General features: G+C 69.9%; 20 protein-coding genes and 2 tRNA genes. 13 read left to right on the top strand and 9 right to left on the bottom strand.

Annotation, left to right across the window (positions count from 1 at the left end):
- Nucleotides 1-4 precede the first annotated feature (4 nt).
- The 3 genes from E3T23_RS13305 (at nucleotide 5) to E3T23_RS13295 (ending at nucleotide 2103) form a co-directional block, all read left to right on the top strand.
- On the top strand, nucleotides 5-1870 hold the full coding sequence (locus tag E3T23_RS13305; protein ID WP_134370956.1) for a glycoside hydrolase family 13 protein: 1866 nt from the start codon (nucleotides 5-7) through the stop codon (nucleotides 1868-1870).
- A gap of 54 nt (nucleotides 1871-1924) precedes the next feature.
- Nucleotides 1925-1996 (top strand) — tRNA-Thr (locus tag E3T23_RS13300).
- Nucleotides 1997-2029: 33 nt separating this feature from the next.
- A tRNA-Met gene (locus E3T23_RS13295) sits at nucleotides 2030-2103 on the top strand.
- A gap of 176 nt (nucleotides 2104-2279) precedes the next feature.
- On the opposite strand, the gene E3T23_RS13290 is transcribed toward E3T23_RS13295, so the two are convergent.
- Nucleotides 2280-2711 (bottom strand): hypothetical protein, encoded by a 432-nt coding sequence (locus E3T23_RS13290; protein ID WP_134370954.1) that lies wholly within the window; start codon nucleotides 2709-2711, stop codon nucleotides 2280-2282.
- A 190-nt stretch (nucleotides 2712-2901) separates the two neighbouring features.
- On the opposite strand from E3T23_RS13290, the gene E3T23_RS13285 reads away from it, so the two are divergent.
- Nucleotides 2902-3588 carry an NAD(P)H-hydrate epimerase gene (locus E3T23_RS13285; RefSeq protein WP_241977938.1) on the top strand — a complete coding sequence of 229 codons (687 nt, stop codon included), beginning with the start codon at nucleotides 2902-2904 and terminating at the stop codon, nucleotides 3586-3588.
- A gap of 111 nt (nucleotides 3589-3699) precedes the next feature.
- Nucleotides 3700-3879: a hypothetical protein gene (locus E3T23_RS13280; RefSeq protein ID WP_134370952.1), complete on the top strand. Its 180-nt coding sequence runs from the start codon at nucleotides 3700-3702 to the stop codon at nucleotides 3877-3879.
- Nucleotides 3880-3921: 42 nt separating this feature from the next.
- On the opposite strand, the gene E3T23_RS13275 is transcribed toward E3T23_RS13280, so the two are convergent.
- Nucleotides 3922-4653 (bottom strand): FadR/GntR family transcriptional regulator, encoded by a 732-nt coding sequence (locus tag E3T23_RS13275; RefSeq protein WP_241977936.1) that lies wholly within the window; start codon nucleotides 4651-4653, stop codon nucleotides 3922-3924.
- A gap of 243 nt (nucleotides 4654-4896) precedes the next feature.
- Between E3T23_RS13275 and E3T23_RS13270 the strand changes: the two genes are divergently transcribed.
- The 4 genes from E3T23_RS13270 to E3T23_RS13255 all read left to right on the top strand — a co-directional run bounded on the left by E3T23_RS13270 (nucleotide 4897) and on the right by E3T23_RS13255 (nucleotide 9329).
- Nucleotides 4897-5808: a proline iminopeptidase-family hydrolase gene (locus E3T23_RS13270; protein ID WP_134370949.1), complete on the top strand. Its 912-nt coding sequence runs from the start codon at nucleotides 4897-4899 to the stop codon at nucleotides 5806-5808.
- A gap of 37 nt (nucleotides 5809-5845) precedes the next feature.
- Nucleotides 5846-7282, top strand: coding sequence for an APC family permease (locus E3T23_RS13265; RefSeq protein WP_134370947.1), 1437 nt, complete (start codon nucleotides 5846-5848; stop codon nucleotides 7280-7282).
- 3 nt (nucleotides 7283-7285) lie between these two features.
- Entirely contained in the window at nucleotides 7286-8206 is a 921-nt protein-coding gene (locus E3T23_RS13260) for an acetamidase/formamidase family protein (RefSeq protein WP_134370946.1), read from the top strand.
- A 154-nt stretch (nucleotides 8207-8360) separates the two neighbouring features.
- Nucleotides 8361-9329, top strand: coding sequence for a DMT family transporter (locus E3T23_RS13255; RefSeq protein ID WP_134370944.1), 969 nt, complete (start codon nucleotides 8361-8363; stop codon nucleotides 9327-9329).
- Between the two features lie 136 nt (nucleotides 9330-9465).
- Here the strand turns inward: E3T23_RS13255 and E3T23_RS13250 are convergent, their stop codons facing one another.
- Nucleotides 9466-10404: an ornithine cyclodeaminase family protein gene (locus tag E3T23_RS13250; protein WP_134370942.1), complete on the bottom strand. Its 939-nt coding sequence runs from the start codon at nucleotides 10402-10404 to the stop codon at nucleotides 9466-9468.
- Nucleotides 10405-10716: 312 nt separating this feature from the next.
- Between E3T23_RS13250 and E3T23_RS13245 the strand changes: the two genes are divergently transcribed.
- Nucleotides 10717-11628 carry a carbohydrate kinase family protein gene (locus tag E3T23_RS13245; RefSeq protein ID WP_134370940.1) on the top strand — a complete coding sequence of 304 codons (912 nt, stop codon included), beginning with the start codon at nucleotides 10717-10719 and terminating at the stop codon, nucleotides 11626-11628.
- On the opposite strand, the gene arsM is transcribed toward E3T23_RS13245, so the two are convergent.
- The 4 genes from arsM to E3T23_RS13225 all read right to left on the bottom strand — a co-directional run bounded on the left by arsM (nucleotide 11625) and on the right by E3T23_RS13225 (nucleotide 14562).
- The gene (arsM, locus tag E3T23_RS13240; RefSeq protein ID WP_134370938.1) at nucleotides 11625-12533 is read right to left on the bottom strand and encodes an arsenite methyltransferase; all 909 of its coding nucleotides are present in this window, start codon (nucleotides 12531-12533) and stop codon (nucleotides 11625-11627) included. The genes E3T23_RS13245 and arsM overlap by 4 nt on opposite strands.
- A 101-nt stretch (nucleotides 12534-12634) precedes the next feature.
- A complete protein-coding gene (locus E3T23_RS13235) occupies nucleotides 12635-13387 on the bottom strand; it encodes an SGNH/GDSL hydrolase family protein (RefSeq protein ID WP_134370937.1) in 753 nt (250 codons plus the stop codon).
- Between the two features lie 52 nt (nucleotides 13388-13439).
- On the bottom strand, nucleotides 13440-14048 hold the full coding sequence (locus E3T23_RS13230) for a HEAT repeat domain-containing protein (RefSeq protein WP_134370935.1): 609 nt from the start codon (nucleotides 14046-14048) through the stop codon (nucleotides 13440-13442).
- Nucleotides 14049-14097: 49 nt separating this feature from the next.
- Nucleotides 14098-14562: a GNAT family N-acetyltransferase gene (locus E3T23_RS13225; RefSeq protein WP_166806297.1), complete on the bottom strand. Its 465-nt coding sequence runs from the start codon at nucleotides 14560-14562 to the stop codon at nucleotides 14098-14100.
- Between the two features lie 55 nt (nucleotides 14563-14617).
- Between E3T23_RS13225 and E3T23_RS13220 the strand changes: the two genes are divergently transcribed.
- From E3T23_RS13220 to E3T23_RS13210, 3 genes are read left to right on the top strand one after another with little or no spacing between them, the layout of a single operon-like run.
- Complete coding sequence (locus E3T23_RS13220; protein WP_134370932.1) at nucleotides 14618-15064, top strand: FAS1-like dehydratase domain-containing protein; 447 nt, start codon at nucleotides 14618-14620, stop codon at nucleotides 15062-15064.
- A complete protein-coding gene (locus tag E3T23_RS13215; RefSeq protein ID WP_134370930.1) occupies nucleotides 15061-15507 on the top strand; it encodes a MaoC family dehydratase in 447 nt (148 codons plus the stop codon). Before E3T23_RS13220 ends, E3T23_RS13215 begins: the two co-directional genes overlap by 4 nt.
- Before the next feature lie 13 nt (nucleotides 15508-15520).
- The gene (locus tag E3T23_RS13210) at nucleotides 15521-16693 is read left to right on the top strand and encodes a UDP-N-acetylmuramate dehydrogenase (RefSeq protein ID WP_134370928.1); all 1173 of its coding nucleotides are present in this window, start codon (nucleotides 15521-15523) and stop codon (nucleotides 16691-16693) included.
- Between the two features lie 153 nt (nucleotides 16694-16846).
- Here the strand turns inward: E3T23_RS13210 and E3T23_RS13205 are convergent, their stop codons facing one another.
- A complete protein-coding gene (locus E3T23_RS13205; protein WP_134370926.1) occupies nucleotides 16847-17527 on the bottom strand; it encodes a DUF2339 domain-containing protein in 681 nt (226 codons plus the stop codon).
- On the bottom strand, nucleotides 17524-18254 hold a 731-nt coding region (locus tag E3T23_RS15315), incomplete at its 5' end, for a hypothetical protein (RefSeq protein WP_420898327.1). The genes E3T23_RS13205 and E3T23_RS15315, both read right to left, overlap by 4 nt.

Raw genomic sequence — 18254 nt, 5'->3', positions numbered from 1 at the left:
GCGCATGCTCCCGCACCACGACGGATCGGCCCTGTACGTCTCCGACCAGGCGCCGCGGCCGGGCGACACGGTGCGCGTGCGGGTACGGGTGCCGGAGGCGTGGGGCGCCGTCGCATCCGTGCACGTGCGCTCGACGCCCGACCGGGAACCCCGCTTTCGACTGGCCCAACTGCTCGGCACGGCGGACGGCTGGCAGTGGTGGGAGGCCGAGGTCGAGATCCTGAACCCGGTCAACGGCTACCGGTTCCTGATCAGCCGGGCCGACGGCGGCCACTGGTGGCTGAACGCCGCGGGGGCGCATGACTTCGAGACCCTCGACGCGGAGGACTTCAAGCTGCTCAGCTACCCGGCACCGCCGGACTGGGCCGCCGCGACCGTGATGTACCAGATCTTCCCGGACCGCTTCGGGCGCTCCCCGGCCGCCGCGCTGCGCGAGAAACCGGCCTGGGGCATCCCCGCGGCATGGGGCGACCCGGTGGAGACGGTCCAGCCGGCCCGCTCGCACCAGTTCTACGGTGGTGACCTCGACGGCATCGGGCTGCACCTGGACCACCTCGAACGGCTCGGCGTCACCATGCTGTACCTGACACCCGTTTTCCCGGCCGGCTCGAGCCACCGCTACGACGCGCAGAGCTTCGACGAGGTCGACCCCGCGCTGGGCGGCGACGCGGCACTGGTCCGGCTGGTCGAAGCCGCCCACGAGCGGGGCTTCAAGGTGATCGGCGACCTCACCGCGAACCACTCCGGCGACCGGCACGAGTGGTTCCGGGCCGCGCGGCATAACCCGGCCGCGGCCGAGAGCGCCTTCTATTACTGGCTCGACGAACAGCACGAACACTACGAGTCCTGGCTCGACGTGCCCAGCCTGCCTAAGTTCAACTGGACCTCGCCGGAGCTGCGCCGCCGGTTCATCGAGGGACCGGACTCGGTGGTCGCGAAGTGGCTGCGGGCCCCGTACCACCTCGACGGCTGGCGCATCGATGTGGCGAACATGACCGGCCGCCTGCAGGGGGAGGACCTGAATGCGGAGGTGCGGCAGACCATCCGTCGCACCATGATCGCGGAGAATCCTGACACGATCCTGCTCGGCGAATCGACCAACGACGCCTCGGGCGATTTCCAGGGCGACGGCTGGCACGGCGCGATGACGTATACGACCTTCACCCGCCCGGTGTGGAGCTGGCTCTCGAAGTCGGAGAGCCCCTCCTCGTTCTTCGGGCTGCCCTACGGCACCATCCCGCAGTGTGACGGGCGGGCGTTCGTGGACGCCCACCTCCGGTTCACGGCCGGCTACCCCTGGCGAACCCGCCTGGCCACGATGAACGCCCTCGACACGCACGACACGCCGAGGTTTCGAACCCACGCGATCAACGGGGGAGTGGGCGTGGGCTTCGGGCTGAGCGCCACCCTGCCGGGCATCCCGGTCGTCTTCGCCGGCGACGAATTCGGTCTGGTCGGCGACGACGGCGAGGGCTCGCGCACACCCATGCCCTGGGACACGGCCGGCGACCCGGAGGTGGCAGCCACGATCGACCTGTATGCCGCACTGATCCACCTGCGCACCGCCCACCCTGCCCTGAACGGCGGCGGGATGCGCTGGGTGCACGTGGGCGCGGATGTGCTCGTCTACGTGCGCGAGTGCGCGGACGAGTCGGTGCTGCTGGTCGCGGCCCGTACCGCAGGCACGGTGACCCTGCCGGCCGGGGCCGTGGCGGGGATGCCGGCCCTGCTCCTGGGGGACGCCGCCCTGAGTGTGGCGGGCGGACGCATCCGTCTGGAAACGGATGGCCCGAGCTTCACCGCCTGGTCGCTGCCGGGGATTGTGGTGCCCGATCGCGCCCCACGGTCATCGGGCAGGCCAACTTGGTGATAATATTTACCGGTTGCCGAAATTTGGCTTAGTTTCCGTTCAAGCGGATGCTTCGCCCCCTTAGCTCATTGGTAGAGCACTTCCTTGGTAAGGAAGAGGTAGTGGGTCCGATTCCCACAGGGGGCTCTGGCTTGGAAGCTCTTGCAGCCGACAGGTCGTGGCGGGGTAGCTCAGTTGGTTAGAGCACACGGCTCATAATCGTGGTGTCGCGGGTTCAATTCCCGCTCCCGCTACACATAAAGGCCCTTTGACCAGGAATTTTACCGGTCACGGGGCCTTTCGTTTTTTCCGAGGTGCCTGTCGGCCAGTACGTCGGACCCGCGTCTCGACTCTCTGCCGTCGTGGTGGCCTCAGGACAGCGAACAGCCGGGCCCGCCACTTGAGGGCAGGCCCGGCTGACGAAGGGCGATTAGCAGTGCGGCAGGTCCCGCAGTCCGTTGTTGTACTCGTCCAGCACGGTGGCAGCCGCGAGGACCGCCTCGCGGGACGTGGGCGTACCCTCGAAGTACCACTCGAGCGTGTGGTAGGCCGCGGCGACCTCAGCGCTCACGCCGGGAACGTTGAAGCCGGTCTCGCCGGGCGTGCCGTTGAGGCCGGCGGCGATGAACTGCTTCGCGGCGATGGTGTACTCGTTGCCGAGACTGGGACTGCTGAGGATATGGGCCCGGGTCAGGCCCGAGTCGTAGAACATGCCGGTCGGCACGAGGGCGGCACCCTTGTTCTTGTAGAAGCCGATCGTGTACGTGCAGGTGGCGTTCGCCTGGGCCGGGGCGGCGACGGCGACGATGCCGGTTGCGACGAGAATGGCGGCGACAATGCCGCTGGTGATGCGTCCGTTCATGTGGGTCTCCTCTGTGTGGAGTCGGGTTGGAGCGGGGTCCTAGCGGATGCTACGCCTGTCCGAGCACGCCCGACAGGGACTCTCGGAAATCCCTGTCGGGCGCTTTGGAACGGGGAGCCGGGTACCAGGTGGCTTCCGGCTCGGGTCGACGGCGCCTCCGGGAGGGGTGCCGCGGGCGTACCCTGACGACGTGAAGACCTACACCGCCGCCCAGATGCGCGAGGCCGAAGCTCCCTTCCTGGCGGCCGGCGTGCCGCTGATGGAGCGGGCGTCGGTCGCGCTCGCCGGGGAGACCGCGGCGCTGCTCGAGGAGCGCGGGGGAGTGCCGGGCGCGCGGGTGCTGGTGCTGGCCGGCGCGGGGAACAACGGCGGCGACGCCCTGCACGCGGCGGCGCTGCTCGCCGCGCAGGGTGCCCGGGTGGCCATCGTGCCCACGGCGGCCCGGTTGTATGAGGGCGGACTCCTCGCCGCCCTGGCGGCAGGGGCGGCGCTGCTGCCCCTCGATGTGACGGATGCCGCACTCGCCGGCGCCGCCCGGGCATCCGCTGTGATCCTGGACGGCATCCTCGGCACCGGCACGAGCGCCAGCCCGGCACTCCGTGGGCGTGCCCGGGAGGTGGTGGCCGCCATCCTGCCCGTGCTGCACGGCGATGCCGTGCCCCGGGTAATCGCGGTGGACCTGCCCAGTGGGATCGGTGTCGACGACGGCGCCGTGCCGGACCCCACCGTGCTGCCCGCGGACCTGACGGTGACGTTCGGCGGCTGCAAGCCCGGCCTGCTCCGGGAACCCGCGGCGAACCTGACCGGGCGGATCGTCGTGGCCGACATCGGCATCGGGGACGAGCTCGAGCGGATCGCGGCCCGAGATCGCGGGTAGGCACTTTCTCTGCTGTTTCCTGGGTCGTCGCCGTTGCGGATGCGTGCCCCCGGAGCGTCAACGGTCGATAATCAATTCCTTCCACCGAGCGGCACTCAGGGGGTCGATGCCGTGGTCAAAATTCCGCTGGCGATCTTCATCGCCGTGGTCGGTCTGTTGCAGACCCCCGCCGGCCCGTGGCCGTTCCTGCTGGTCCCGATCTGGTTGGTGTGGGAGATTCCCGTCATGGTCAAGCAGTTGTTGTTCACGCGCGATGTGCAGCGGGAGTGGGAGCAGCTCGTCGAGCAGTGAGGTGGCGGCTTCGTCGCATCCGTCGCTCACGCCCGCTCGCATTCAGGCGTCGGGGGCGCCGGCTCGCTGCAGGGCCTCTTCGAGAAGCTCGAGGTCGATGCGGGCGTGCTCCAGGGCGATCGCGCTGGCATCGTCGGGCCGCCGAGAGCAGATCGCATCGATGAGGTTCTCGTGGTCAGCGAGGGCCCGCAGCTCCATCGCCCGCATTCCCGCGGTCGAGCCCCAGAGGTGCGCCGGGGCAGCGATACTGACCCGGGATTCCAACTCGAACAACACGGACTGCAGGGTGTCATTGTGAGCGGCCGCGCAGATCGCGATATGTAACAGCTCATCCGCCCGCTGGGACTGCGGGCCCGACTCGGCCTCCCGGAATGCGGCCAGACGCTGCTGCAGCAACGTGACATCCGCATCGGTGCGTTTCTCTGCGGCAGCTCGCGCGATTGTGCCCTGGAGATGGCTCACCGCCTCGCAGGTATCGCGGAGGACTTCCCAGCGCGCCGACAGAGTGCGGTGAACTGACGCTTTCGACGACGAGGTCCACTGCTCACGGACGAATGAACCGCCGCCGCGGCCGCGCTGGGTCTCCAACAGTCCCTGGCTGACCAATGTGGCGATTGCGGCGCGAACCGTCATGCGGCCGACGCGGAGAGAGGCTGCCAGCTCCCGCTCGGACGGCAACCGGGCGCCCGGCAGGTACTCACCGATCGCAATGGCCGTGATCAGGCGGTCGGTGATTTCGTCTGCCCGCGAGACCGCGGCAAGCGGGGTAGCCAAAGAACCCACGGGGTCCGGTCCCGATGTCGGCCTGGGAAGCGGTCGGCCGGCCGCTGGGGCTTGCCGTGGATCGCCCATGATGGTCCGTTCTCTCCTTGCCGCTGGCCCCCACACGGGTGGGAAGAACGTGTCCGGCTTGTAACGCCTATATTAAGACACAAAAAATGGTCTTGTTGCGAGACCTTTACTCCGCCATGCTATTGGTCACCGTCTATACGCGGTCGTGAATCGGGAGAGAGACCAATGCCTGAAATCAGTACCCGGTCCGTGCCATTCTGCGCGTGGGAAACCTGGGTTCGTATCACCGCACCCGACGAGCCGCGGGCCGGAGCCCTGCCCCTGATCGTGCTGCACGGAGGGCCGGGAATGGCCCACGACTACCTGCTCAACCTCGACGAGCTCGCCGACAGCGGACGCACCGTCATCCACTACGACCAGCTCGGCTGTGGCAACAGCACGCACCTGCCCGACGCCGCAGAGGACTTCTGGACACCCCAGCTGTTCGTCGACGAGTTCGAGAATCTCGTCGCCGCACTGGGACTGGCCGACTACCACCTCCTTGGCCAGTCCTGGGGTGGGATGCTCGGCGCTGAGATCGCCACGCACCGGCCCGCAGGTCTGCGTAGCCTGTCCATCTGCAACTCTCCGGCCTCTATGGCTCTGTGGGCCGAGGGCGCTGCTGGACTGCGTGCACTGCTGCCGGTGGAAGTGCAGGCGACGCTCAGCCGGCATGAGACTCAGGGCACCGTGACGCACCCCGACTATCTCGCTGCGGCCGAGGTCTTCTACGAGCGCCACGTCTGCCGCGTCACACCGGTACCGGATGACTTCCAGCGCAGCGTCGCCCAGATGGAGGCCGAACCCACGGTCTACCACACCATGAACGGGCCCAACGAGTTCCACGTGGTCGGCACACTCCGCTCCTGGAGCATCATCGACCGGCTCGATCAGATCGAGGCGCCGACGCTCGTGGTGGCCGGCGAATTCGATGAGGCAACCCCGGCCACCTGGAGACCTTTTCTCGACCGCATTCCCACAGTGGCCAGCCACGTCTTCGCCGGTGCCAGCCACTGCACCCATCTGGAGCAGCCCGAGGCGTTTCGCTCCGTCATCGCCGCGTTCCTGGCCCGGCACGACTCTTCACCCTCCCTCTGACGCCCACTATCCCTTCTCCAAGAGAAAGAGCACCCCGATGACCGCATCCCCGAGCTCGCCCGAACTCAACGCGCAGGAGCAGCTGGAGTCCTTCGGCTACAAGCAGCAGCTGAAACGTTCCGTCTCCACCACCGACCTGTTGATCTACGGTTTGATCTTCATGGTTCCGATCGCCCCCTGGGCCATCTTCGGAACGGTCTACAACGCGTCGGCGGGCATGGTGCCGCTGGTCTACCTGATCGGCCTGATTGCCATGATCTTCACGGCGCTGGCTTACGCCCAGATGGCGAAATCGATTCCCCTGGCCGGTTCGGTCTTCTCCTACGTCGGCCGGGGCATCCATCCCACGGCGGGATTCTTCGCCGGCTGGGCCATCCTGCTCGACTACCTGCTCGTTCCCACCTTGCTCTATGTGTTCGCCGCCGAGTCGATGATCGGGATCTTCCCTGACTCCCCGCGCTGGGTGTGGGCACTCCTCTTCGTCGGGATCAACACCGCGATCAACCTGCTCGGGATCACCTCCATCAAGCGGATGAACCGGGTTTTCCTCGCGATCGAGCTCACGTTCGTCGTGATCTTCGTGATCATCGCCGTCACCGCGCTGACCAACGGCTCGGTCCCCGGCGCTGAATTCACCATCCTCCCGCTCTGGGACGCAAGCGCGGTGACCGGGCCACTGATCGCATCCGCTCTCTCGATCGCCGTGCTGAGTTTCCTCGGCTTCGACGGCATCTCCACGATGGCCGAGGAATCGACCGGTGGACGCAACTCCGCGGGGAAGGCCATGATCACGGCTCTTCTCATCGTCGCACTGCTCTTCATTGTGCAGACCTGGCTGGCGAGCGCCCTCTCGGCGGGGCGAGCATCCTTCAGCGACAGTGAGGCCGGCAACGCGTTCTTCACCGTCGTCGAGGCTGCCTCCAACAGCGGGTGGGCCACAGCCTTCTTCGTGGTGAACGTGCTGGCCATCGGAATCGCGAACGCCATGGCCGCTCAGGCCGCGACGTCCCGGTTGCTGTTCTCGATGAGCCGGGACCGCCAGCTGCCGAAGTTCCTCAGCGAGATCAGCAGCCGACAGGTTCCCCGGAACGCGGTCCTCCTCGTCTCCGGTCTCTCCGCCGTTCTCGTGCTGTTCTTCGTGGGCCAGATCGACCTCATCGCGGCGCTGGTCAACTTCGGTGCCCTCTTCGGCTTCATGCTGCTGCACCTCTCTGTGATCGTGCACTACATCGTGCGCAAGAAGTCGACGAACTACCTGCTGCACCTGGTGGTGCCGGTCATCGGCTTCCTGATCATCGGTTACGTGCTGCTCAACGCGAGTCCGCTGGCCAAGATCGGTGGCCTGATCTGGCTCGTGCTCGGGGCCGCCGTCTTCCTCTACTACCGGCACACAGGACGCAAGACCGCTCTGGACGGCGAATCTGCCGCCGTCCCGCTCGCGGTACCTGCCACCGGCGAGCGGGCGGGGCTGTAGACCATGGACCACTTTCTGGACAAGAGCCATGGCCAGCCGGGCTTCTCGGCCGACCGTCCGCCGGCCCTGCGCATCTCTCCGGGCACCGGTGAGCGGATCGGCTTCGAAACCAGCGACGAGGTGTACGAGCAGCTGCACGCGCATCACGACATGGACCGGCTCACGGTGCAGATCAACCCGGTGACGGGCCCGGTCTATGTCGAAGGGGCCGAGCCCGGTGACGCCCTCGCGGTCACGATCCACGAGATCCAGCTGAAGGACTGGGGCTGGTCGGTGAGTCTGCCGGGATCGGGCGCCCTGCAGAACGTCATGGGGAAAGGCATGTTCACCCGGCGGGTGCCCATCGACTCGGCCGGCGTGCACGTCACGGACCGCCACGTCTTCGCGCCGCTGCCGATGATCGGGTGCATCGGCACGGCGCCCGCAGCGGGCACGAATTCGACGATCATGCCGTCCTACCCCCAGGGCGGAAACATGGATGTCACGGATTGCCGTCCTGGTTCGACGGTCTACCTGCCGGTGATGGTCAAGGGCGCCTACCTGTCCATCGGTGACATCCACGCGATCATGGCCGAGGGGGAGTCCTCCTTCGTGGCGATCGAGGCGGAGGGGATCGCCGTGGTCAGCATCGACCTGGTGAAAGGAATGGCGCTCAGGGCGCCGCGGGTTGAAACCGGCGAGGAGTGGATCTTCGTGGGGCTGGGTGACCCGGTGCAGGAGAGCATCATGCGCGGCTATGAGGACATGTTTGCGTTCCTCGTCGAGGACCAGGGGTGGGAGGCCGGTGATGCCTATGCGGTCATGAGCGCTGTGGGACACTCGCGTCTCGGTGGACCGACGGGTGCCGTCGCGCCCGACCCGCTGCATCCGTTCACCGCCGTCGGGGCAGTGACGGTGCACCGGCTCCCCAAGAGCGTGCTCTGAGCGAGCGCGGGTGAATCGTCGGTTCGAGCACCTCATAACGACGATTCACCCGCTCTCGCGGTGGGGGATGCCTGGCGGAGGAGGGCTTGGGGAGGATCACGCCCTGTTGCGACGTGATTTGGACTTCACGGATGCCGCCCGGCAGCATGGGCCCATGACCTTTCTCCCGCGGCTCGGACGCTACCGCATCGACGCCGTCCTGCTGCTCGTCGCGCTGGTCTGGGGCGGCAGCTACCTCGCCGCCAAGGTGCTCACCGAGCAGGCGAGCGTGGGCGCCGTGCTGGCGCTGCGCTTCCTCGTGGCCGCGCTCGCGCTGCTGCTGATCTGGGCGCTGAGCCGGCCCCGGCGGCCGACCCGCGCCGAGCTGGCCGTGGGTGGCCTGCTCGGGCTCACGCAGGCGGCGATCCTCTGGCTGGAGACGGCCGGCGTGGCCGTGACCTCGGCAACGAACGCCGGCCTGATCATCAGCCTGACGATCATCCTCACCCCGATTCTCGAGTCGGTCGCGGCACGCAACTGGCTGCCGCGCTCATTCTTCGTGGCTGCGGTGCTCGCGGTCGTCGGAGTGGCGCTGCTCGTCTCCGGCAACGGTTTCCGCGCCCCGAATCCGGGCGACCTGCTCATGCTCGCGGCGGCGCTCGTGCGCGCCCTGCACGTCACCATGGTCGGCCGCCTGACCCGCGCTGACGGCGCCGGCCGCCGGCCCGGCACGCTCACGATCACGCTGGTGCAGGCCGCCGTGGGTGCCGTCGTCTTCCTGGCAGCGGATGCGCCGGGCACGCTGCGAGCGATCGGCGCCTTCGGCCCGGCGGCCTGGCTCGGGGTGCTCTATCTCGGGCTGGCCTGCAGCGTTTTCGCGTTCCTGGCCCAGACCTGGGCGATCCGGCACACGTCCGCCGCTCGGGCCAGCCTGCTGATGGGCACCGAGCCGGTCTGGGCGGTGCTCGTGGGGGTGAGCCTCGGCAGCGAGAGCCTCGGCCTGGTGGCGGTGCTCGGGGCCGGGCTGATCATCGCCGGCACCTCGTGGGGGCAGCGGGTGGAGCAAGGGCACCGGCTGCAGGCGGTGACGGCCGTGCCTGCGGCGCCGGCCCCGGCGCATCCGTCGCCCGCCGTCGTCGACTGAGCCCGGTCTGCCCGCGGTTCGGCGAGCCCGGGCTTGCCGAGTCCTGAACGAATTCGACGGAGATTTTGCCCGTAACGGTGCCAAACCCTCTGAAAAACCGCCTTCAGCAGAAAATCACCGTCGATTTGGTTCGACGCTACCCGCGGCCCTCCGGGCGGAAGACAGCGGTGGCGACCACCAGGTCCTGCCAGGACATGCCGGAGCTGGTGAACACGCGGGGGCGGGTGTTGTCGACGGCGACCGTGCCGGTGAGGATGTCCCGCATCGTCACCAGGGAACCGGCGTCGATCACGCCCTCCCGGATCGGGATCAGCACGTCGCCGCCCTCCCGCAGCACAACCTGGCTGTCTTCGACGACGACCTGCGCGCGCCCGATCAGCGCGCCGGGAAGCTCCCGGGCGTCGGGCTCATGCGAACCGACTGCCACCGTGCAGGAGTCCCGAGGGACCAGGGATCCGTCGAACAGCGGGGTGCGAGCGGTGGTGGCGCAGACGATGAGCTGCGCGTCGCGCACGGCGTCGGGGGTACCGGTCTGCGCGGGCTGCCCGGCGGCCCGCACCCGCTCAGCAAGCGCCTCGGCGCGGCCCGGGTGCCGGCCGACCACTGTGACCCGGCGGATCCGGCGGATGGCGCGCATCGCCGCGACATGGCCCCACGCCTGGGGTCCCGAGCCGAACACCACGAGGTGCTCCACGTCGGCGGGCGCGAGCAGGTCGGCGACGGCCGCCGACACCGCCGGGGTGCGCAGGGTCGTCAGTGCGATGCCGTCGAGCAGGGCGACCGGGCTGAGCGTGGCGGCATCCATCAGCAGGTAGATGCCCTGGATGCGCTGGCGGCCGAGCTGCGGGTTGCCCGGTGCGACGGTGGCGACCTTGACGCCCACGAACTCCGCAGACCGGGACGGCATGAGCAGCAGCTGGCCCTGGTCGAGGGGCAGGATGCCGCGGGGCCAGTCACCCGCCGGGTCGAGTCCGGCCCGCACGGCGGCCTGGATGGCGCGGGCCGCGGCCTCGAAGCCGACGCGGGCGAAGATCTCGTCGGCGGAGATCCACGGGGGCGGTGCGTTGGCATCCATGATCCGACTGTACGTGCCGGGGTGTGGGGGCAGGCCACCCCGATGATGTCCTGCCCCCGACGAGGGGTGCTTCGCTCCGGTCTCATACGGACCCTGCAATCAGGGACTAAGGACTGGTGTTCGGGGAGCTGCCCCGCCTGTGGGGTAGCATACGACCGCCCCGCGCCGGGAGGAAGGGGCTGGACAAATGCCCTGGCGTCTGATCCGGGGGGGAAAGCGGGGCGATGGCGGGCGCGGACGGGCGAACACTGGCGCCCGCGCCCTAGGCTTGGTGCGACGGGGTTGTTGGCAGGCACAAGGGAGTCAGGCCGCATGACGGAGCAGAACGTGACGGAGCAGTACCGCGTGGTCGTGGTCGGCGACGCACTCATCGACGAGATGCTGAGCCCCGGGTCGCGCCTGGAGTTCCCCGGCGGAGCCGCCCTCAATGTGGCCGTCGGACTGGCCGTGCTCGGCGTGCCGACCACTCTGATCGCCATGGTCGGCGACGACGCCGACGGGCTGGTCCTGCGCGAATTCCTTGCCGCCCACGATGTGACCCTGGTGGCCACTCCCGGCCCGTTCGGCAGCTCGCGCGCCACCTCCGACCGCACCGACGGCGAGCCCACCTACGCGTTCAACGAGGCCGCGAAGAAGCGCCGGATCGAGTTCGGCCCGGCCGAGCGGGCGGCCCTCGACGACGCCCGCCTCGTGGTCGTGAGCTGCTTCCCGTTCGACGACACGGCCCAGACGGATGCCTTCATCGCCGCGGTCGCGGACCCGGAACGACGCCTCGTGATCGACCCGAACCCCCGCTCGGGCATGCTCGCCGACGGCGACCTGTTCGCGCGGAACTTCGAACGTCTCGCTGCCCGGAGCCTGCTCACGAAGGTCGGAGACGAGGACGCCGAGCTGCTCTACCGCAGCACCCTCGAGGACCTGCGGGAGCGGCTGCTGGCCGCCGGCACGCAGACGGTGCTGGCCACGGCCGGGCGCGCGGGGGCATCCGTCGCCCAAGGTGCCGACCTGCTGGTCGGAGAGCCGATCGCGGTGCTTCCCGGCGCCGTCGTCGACACCATGGGTGCGGGCGATGCCACTCTCGCATCGACCGTGCAGACCATGCTGACGCGGGGCGTGCCCACGGATGCCGCGGGCTGGCAGGCCCTGCTGGCCGACGCCATGCTGATCGCGGCCGCGACCTGCCGGCAGGAGGGCGCCCTGCTGCGCGTGCCGACGACTGACTAGTCGGCCTGCGCCGGCTTGACCGCCCGCACGATGGCGCCGTGCATCCCGTCGGTCACCTCGTGGGTCAGGGTGACGCTCACCTGCTCGAAGCCCGCGTCGCCGAGGAGGACCTCGTACTCCGCGATCGACAGGGCGCCGGCGATGCAGCCGACGTGGGAGCCGCGCTCGGCCCGCTGGGCGGGCGCGAGGTGGTTCTCGGCCACGACGTCGGACACCCCGGCGCGGCCGCCGCGCCGAAGCACGCGGAACATTTCCCCGAAGACGGCCGGTTTGTCGGTCGACAGGTTGATCACGCAGTTGGAGATGACGACGTCGACACTGCCGGAGGGCAGCGGGATCTCCTCGATTGTGCCCTTCAGGAACTCGACGTTCTCCGCCTGAGCGGCGCCCGCATTGTGCCGGGCCAGGTCGAGCATCTCGTCGGTCATGTCGAGGCCGTAGGCGAACCCGGTGGGGCCGACCCGGCGGGCGGAGAGGAGCACGTCGATGCCTCCGCCCGAGCCGAGGTCGAGCACGGTCTCTCCGGCCTGCAGGTCGGCGACCGCAGTGGGGTTGCCGCAGCCGAGGCTGGCCAGCAGGGCCGCGCCCGGGAGGCCCGCGGTCGACGCGTCGTCGTAGAGGGCGGAGCCGAAGACCAGGCTCTCGTCGAGGGGAGCCGGTGCGCAGCAGTCGCGGGAGGCATCCGTGGCCAACGCCGCGGCTGGGGCGGTGTCGTCGGTGCCGCAACAGGCGGACGACGAGGCACCGGTGGCGCCGCTTGTGGCATCTGTGCCGCAGCAGTAGCTGCTGGCTGCGGCAGGCACATCAGCCAGCAGCGACCGGCGCCCCTCGTTCGTGACCGAGAGGGCCGCGCTCGCGTAGCGGGCCCGCACCTCTTCACGCACCGGGTTGCTGTTCTCGCTCATGGCGTTCTCCCTCGACTGAGACCTAAATACATTGATGACTGTCGATGTAATCTACCTTCGGCTATCGATCGCCGTCAATCCGTGCCCTGAGGGGTCTCAAATCAGGCGGCGTCGACGGGCTCGAGATCGGGCCGCTTCGGCGCGCGGCCGTCGCCGGAGGAGCGTCCGGTGAGCCGGCGGCCGATCCACGGCAGCACGAACTCGCGGTAGTAGGCGGCCGTGCCCTGCACCTGCTCGTCGGCCGCGGCGGGCGCATCCAGCCACTCGACCGGAACCGGCACCCCCAGGTCGGACAGCACGTTGGTGGCCACGCGGGTGTGCCCGAGGGCGTTGAGGTGCAGCTTGTCGACCGACCAGAACCGCTTGTGCTCCAGCTCGGAGTCGGCCCAGTTGTCGACGAGGGTGACGCCCGGCCGGTCGAAGGCGGCGAGCGCGGCATCGGCCAGCTGGTCGCCACGCCGGCGCATCAGGTTGCCGAGCGGCAGGTGGTGCGACGGATTGCCGCCGCTGAGCACCAGCACGTGCACGCCCTGCTCCTCGGCCCGGTCGACGACCTGCCGCATCAGGCCGACGACGTAGGGGATCTCGACCCGCGGCCGCATCAGGTCGTTGCCGCCGCCGCAGATGCTGAGCAGGTCGGGGCCGAGCGCGAGCGCGGGCTCCAGCTGCTCCGCCACGATCGGGCCGAGCAGCCGGCCGCGCACGGCGAGGTTGGCGTAGGAGACCGGGTGGGCGGATGCCGCGGCGAGGCCCAGCGCGACCAGGTCGGCCCAGCCGCGCACCTGGCCGCCCGGCAGGTCGTCGCCGAGGCCTTCGGTGAAGCTGTCGCCCATGGCCACAAAGCGATGGAACATCCGGACCCCCCGTATCGATGCCGCGTGTGTATGTCTTGGTGCCGGGCCTCGGTTATTCGCTCGGGTGGGTGTGCCGGGTGCCGTGGGTCTGCTCGATGCCCTGACCCTTATCGACAACAAGGTTCCAGCGCTCGTTGAGCAGGTCGCGGGCCTGCTGGGCCGCGCGGCGCACCTCTTTGTCGGGGTCGCGCAGTCGCTGCACGATGGTGGCGAGATGGTCCGCGGTGCCCTGGGCTGCCAGCGCGTGCAGGGCCGCGGCGCGCACGCGCGGAACCTCGTCGGTGGTCAGGCGCACCAGCTTGGGCGCCACCTCGAGGCCGCGCAGCAGCACGACCTTGGCGCACATCTCCCGCACCCGCCAGGCCTGGTTGTTCAGGCCGACGACGATGTACGGCGCGGCCGATTCGCCCCAGACGTAGAGCAGGGCGCGGGCGCCCCACAGCTCGGGCCAGTAAAGGGCAGGGGCACCTTCGAGGATGCCGAGGGCGTGGCGTCCACCGGCGTAGAGGAGGAAGTCCTTGCCGGCGTTCTTGGCGCGCAGCAGCGCCACGGAATTGTCGATGACGGCCTGTTCGCCATAGTGTGCGACGGCCGCATGGATGCGTTCGGCCGTGGGCAGGTCGATGGGAAGGTCGGGGTGTGGCTCTAATTTGTTAGGCATGACGTCTCTACGCTAGCAAGCGGGCGTGTCGCAGGCCAATGCCGGGCTGTCAGGAGAGGCGCTCCGGGGCGGCGAGAGTGCGCTCGAACCCGGTCGCGTTCGGGTAGATCCCATAGTTGCCGATCTCCCGGTAGCCGAGGCGGCGATAGAGGGCGAGCGCCTCCGGTTGCGCGTGGCCCGTCTCCAGGCGGAGATGCCGGTAGCCGAGTTGCTGCGCCACCTCCTCGAGGGCGGCGAGCAGGGCCACGGCGTGGCCCTGCCGGCGGTAGGCCGGGTTGGTCCACATCCGTTTCACCTCCCCGGTCGTCTCATTCAGGCGACGGATGCCGCCGCCGGCCACGGTCACGCCCCCGTCGAGGAGCACGAGGAAGGCGCCGCCCGGCGAGTCGAAGGCATCCGCCGGCACGTCGAGCACGGAGTCGCCGTCCCCGTAGCGCTCCTCGTACTCCCGCGCCAGGTCGGTCAGGAGCGGGGCCACCTCAGGGTCACCCAGACGCACGCGCTTGATCTTCACACCGGCCAGTCTGCCCGATAGCGCCGCCCCCGGCCCGGGCCGGTAAACTCGGCCTGTGTCTGTCAACCCCGAACTGCAGGGCCGGGTCTTCCCGCCCGTCGCCCCCTACCTCGTCGGCCGGGAGAAGGTGCGCGAGTTCTCCCGCGCGGTCTTCGCCACGAACCCGATCAACCTCGACCCGGAGGCCGCGCGCGCCGCAGGCTACGCCGACGTCGTCGCCCCGCCCACATTCGCCGTGGTCGTTCAGGAGGCCACCCTGGCGCAACTGCTGGCCGAACCGGATGCCGGCATCGACTTCACCCGGGTCGTGCACGGCGACCAGCGGTTCAGCTTCACCCGCCCGATCGTGGCCGGTGACGAGCTCACCGCCACGCTGGCCGTGGCCGGTGTGAAGAGCCTCGGCGGTCACTCCATGGTGACGGCCGTGTCGACCATCGTCGACGCCTCCGGCGCGCACGTCGTGACCGCGACCTCCACCCTCGTCGTCAGGGGAGACGAATGACCGTCATCGCCACGCCCGCACCCGCGCCGCGCCTCGCCGACCTGACCGTCGGGGACGTCGTCGCGGAGGGCGCTTTCCCGCTCACGCGCGATTCCCTCGTGCACTACGCCGGGGCATCCGGGGACTTCAACCCCATCCACTACCGCGACGACGTGGCCGTGTCGGTGGGACTGCCCGGCGTGCTCGCGCACGGCATGCTGACTATGGGCTTCGCCGTGCAGCCGGTCGTCGACTGGGCCGGCGACCCCGGCCGCATCGTGGACTTCCAGGTGCGGTTCACCCGCCCCGTGCTGGTTCCGGCCGACGGGGAAGCGGTCGTGACCGTGGTCGCCCGGGTCGGGGCGATCGACACGGATGCCGGCGTCGCCCGCATCGACCTCACCGTTTCGTCGGGCGAGGTGACTGTGCTGGGCAAGGCACAGGCCCGCGTGCACCTGGCCTGAACGGCGATTCCCGATGACGAGCCCCACCACCCCCGCACCGACCTTCGCCGACCTGACCACGATGGGCGTGGGCGGTCCCGCCGCCCGGATGGTGTCGCCTACCACCGAGCAGGACCTGGTCGACCAGACCCTGTCCGTCTGGGCGTCGGGTGACGAGTGGCTCCTGCTCGGCGGCGGCTCCAACACGATCGTGGCCGACGAGGGCTTCGACGGCACGGTGATCCGGGTGCTGACCCGCGGGATGAGCATCGTCTCTCCGTCTGCCTCCTCCGGCCCTTCGTCTGACCCGGACCCGTTGGTGCTGCGGGTGCAGGCCGGTGAGCCCTGGGACGAGCTGGTGGCCCATACCGTGGCTCAGGGCTGGTCCGGCATCGAGGCGCTGTCCGGAATCCCCGGTTCGACCGGGGCATCCCCGGTGCAGAACATCGGCGCCTACGGCCAGGAGCTCGGCAACAGCCTGGCGGCCATCGACTTCCTCGATTACGAGACCGGCGAACGGCGACGGATGGAGGCCGGCGAGCTCGAGCTGGGCTACCGCACTTCGGCCCTGAAACAGGGGCTCCGCGGCCTGGTGATCGCGGTCGAACTGAACCTGCACGACACGCGGAGCGAGGCATCCGTTCCCGGCGGCGCGCTCAGCCGGCCGGTGGCCTACCCGCAGCTCGCGACCGCGCTCGGCGTGCGGCTGGGCGACCGGGTGCCGCTCACGCAACTGCGGGACGCCGTGCTGGCCCTCCGTGCCGCGAAGGGCATGGTGCTCGACCCAACCGACGCCGACACCCGCAGCGCCGGCTCCTTCTTCACCAACCCGATCGTGTCGCTGGCGTTCTCGCGCACCCTGCCGGACGCCGTGCCCCGCTGGCCGCTCGGCGACCAGGAGCTGCCCGACCGGGTGATCCCGCTGGAGGAGTACGCCGGCGTCGGCCCGATCCCTGGGGAGCGGCCCGCGCTGCTCGTGAAGCTGAGCGCCGCCTGGCTGATCGAGCACTCCGGGATCGCGCGCGGCTTCCGGCTGCCGGGTTCCCGCGCCGCGATCTCCAGCAAGCACACTCTTGCGCTGACCAACACCGGCGGGGCCACCGCCGACGAGGTCGCTCAGCTCGCGCGGCTGGTGGGGGCTCTCGTACAGTCCGAGTTCGGGGTCATCCTGCAGCCCGAGCCCGTGCTCGTCGGCCTCGACGCCTAGGCCCGATCGCCCGCCCCTCGTCTCGCCGCGCCGCCCCCTTTCTTTTCGCGAGAGCGGGTGAATCGTCGGTTTGGGGTGTCCAGACCGACGATTCACCCGCTCTCGCGAGCTTGGCTGAGCCCTCCCACGGGGGTGCGGCCTCGGGTGGGCGCGTCAGTCGGCTCGGCGGAGCGCCGCGATGACGCCGACGACGATCAGCAGGAGCCCGATCACGACCACGCCGCCGAGCAGCCAGAGCGTGGGATCGGCGGGAGCCGGCACCAGCACCCCGAGCAGCACGTATCCGGCCAGGGCGAGCAGGATGATGCCCCAGGCGATCGTGCCGAACAGGGGGCGGCGGCGGGGCCGCACGGATGCCGCCGGGTGCCCGGGCACGGGCGCGACCGGGTACGCGGTTACGGGCGCGAGCGGATGCGTCGGTTCCGGGGCGAGCGGATGCGTCGGTTCCGGAGTGAAGGGAACCGTGAGGCCGGCGTCGACCAGGTATCGCCGGTTCGCTGCCGGGTCTGCGGTGTCGGATCCCGCTTCCGCGTCGGGCCGCTGGATGGGCGGCTCCATCGCGTAGTCGGGGATGGGACTCGGATTGGCGACGATGTGCGCCGTGGCGGCATCGGTGGTCTCGACCTCCACCTCGGGACCATCGGCCCCGGGTGCCGCGGCCTCGGCGGGCGGGGGGTCGGGTGCCGCAGTGACGGAGGTGGCGGAGGTGACCGCGGTGACGGCATCCGTGGGCGGAGAGTCGACCGGCTGATTGCCTGACAGCCGGTGCGGTTCGGCGAGTGGCTGGTGCGGCGGCCGGTCCGTCGGCGGGTTCGGATCGGGGGTCTCTGTCATGAGGGTTCCAGACGGGAGGGGCCGACGACGGTAACCTGGCCGAGCACCGTCCAGACGCGGATGCGGGCCACGGCGCGGGTGTCGCCGTCGGCGTTGAAGGTGCGCGAATCGTGGAAGAAGACGCCGCCCTGTTGCACGGCGGCCGCACCGCCCACGTAATCGATCCCGCCGGCCAGCGCGTTCGTCTCCACCTGCACCGGCCGGTCGCCGGGCAGGATCAGCTCGGTGACGCCCACGCCCATCCAGACGTCGATCGCGCGGTCCTCAGCCGCCGCAGCGTCGAGTTCCCTGAGATCGATGGTCGCCCGGCCGGAGAGCACGGCGTAGCCCGGAGCGGCGGCAGCGGCGGCGTCGGCGCTGACCGTCCAGACCGGGACCCCGACCGGAAAGAACACGGTGCCGCTCGGGAACAGGCCCAGAAACACCAGGGCCACCGCCGCGAGGAAAGCGAACCCACCCAGGGCGCCGCTCTGCTTACCGCGGACGCCCGACACGATGATGCCGAGGGCCAGAACGCCCAACGTCACGGCCAGGCCGACCAGCAGCGCGGCATCCGACCAGTCGCCGCCCGACCACACTCCGGCGGCCACGGCGCCCAAGAGCAGCGCCAACCCGAGAACGATCGCGCTGAAGCCGGCGCCGGGGCGGTGGTCGCGCCAGGAGTCGCGCCCGGGTGGCGGCCCGGTCGGCCGCCCGGCGGCGACCCCGGCGGTGCCTGCGACGCCTG

Origin of the sequence: Cryobacterium cheniae (genome assembly GCF_004403395.1) — a bacterium.
GTDB classification, from domain to species: domain Bacteria; phylum Actinomycetota; class Actinomycetes; order Actinomycetales; family Microbacteriaceae; genus Cryobacterium; species Cryobacterium cheniae.
Note: the sequence above shows the minus strand (reverse complement) of the source record. Positions and strands in the feature narration are given on the sequence as shown.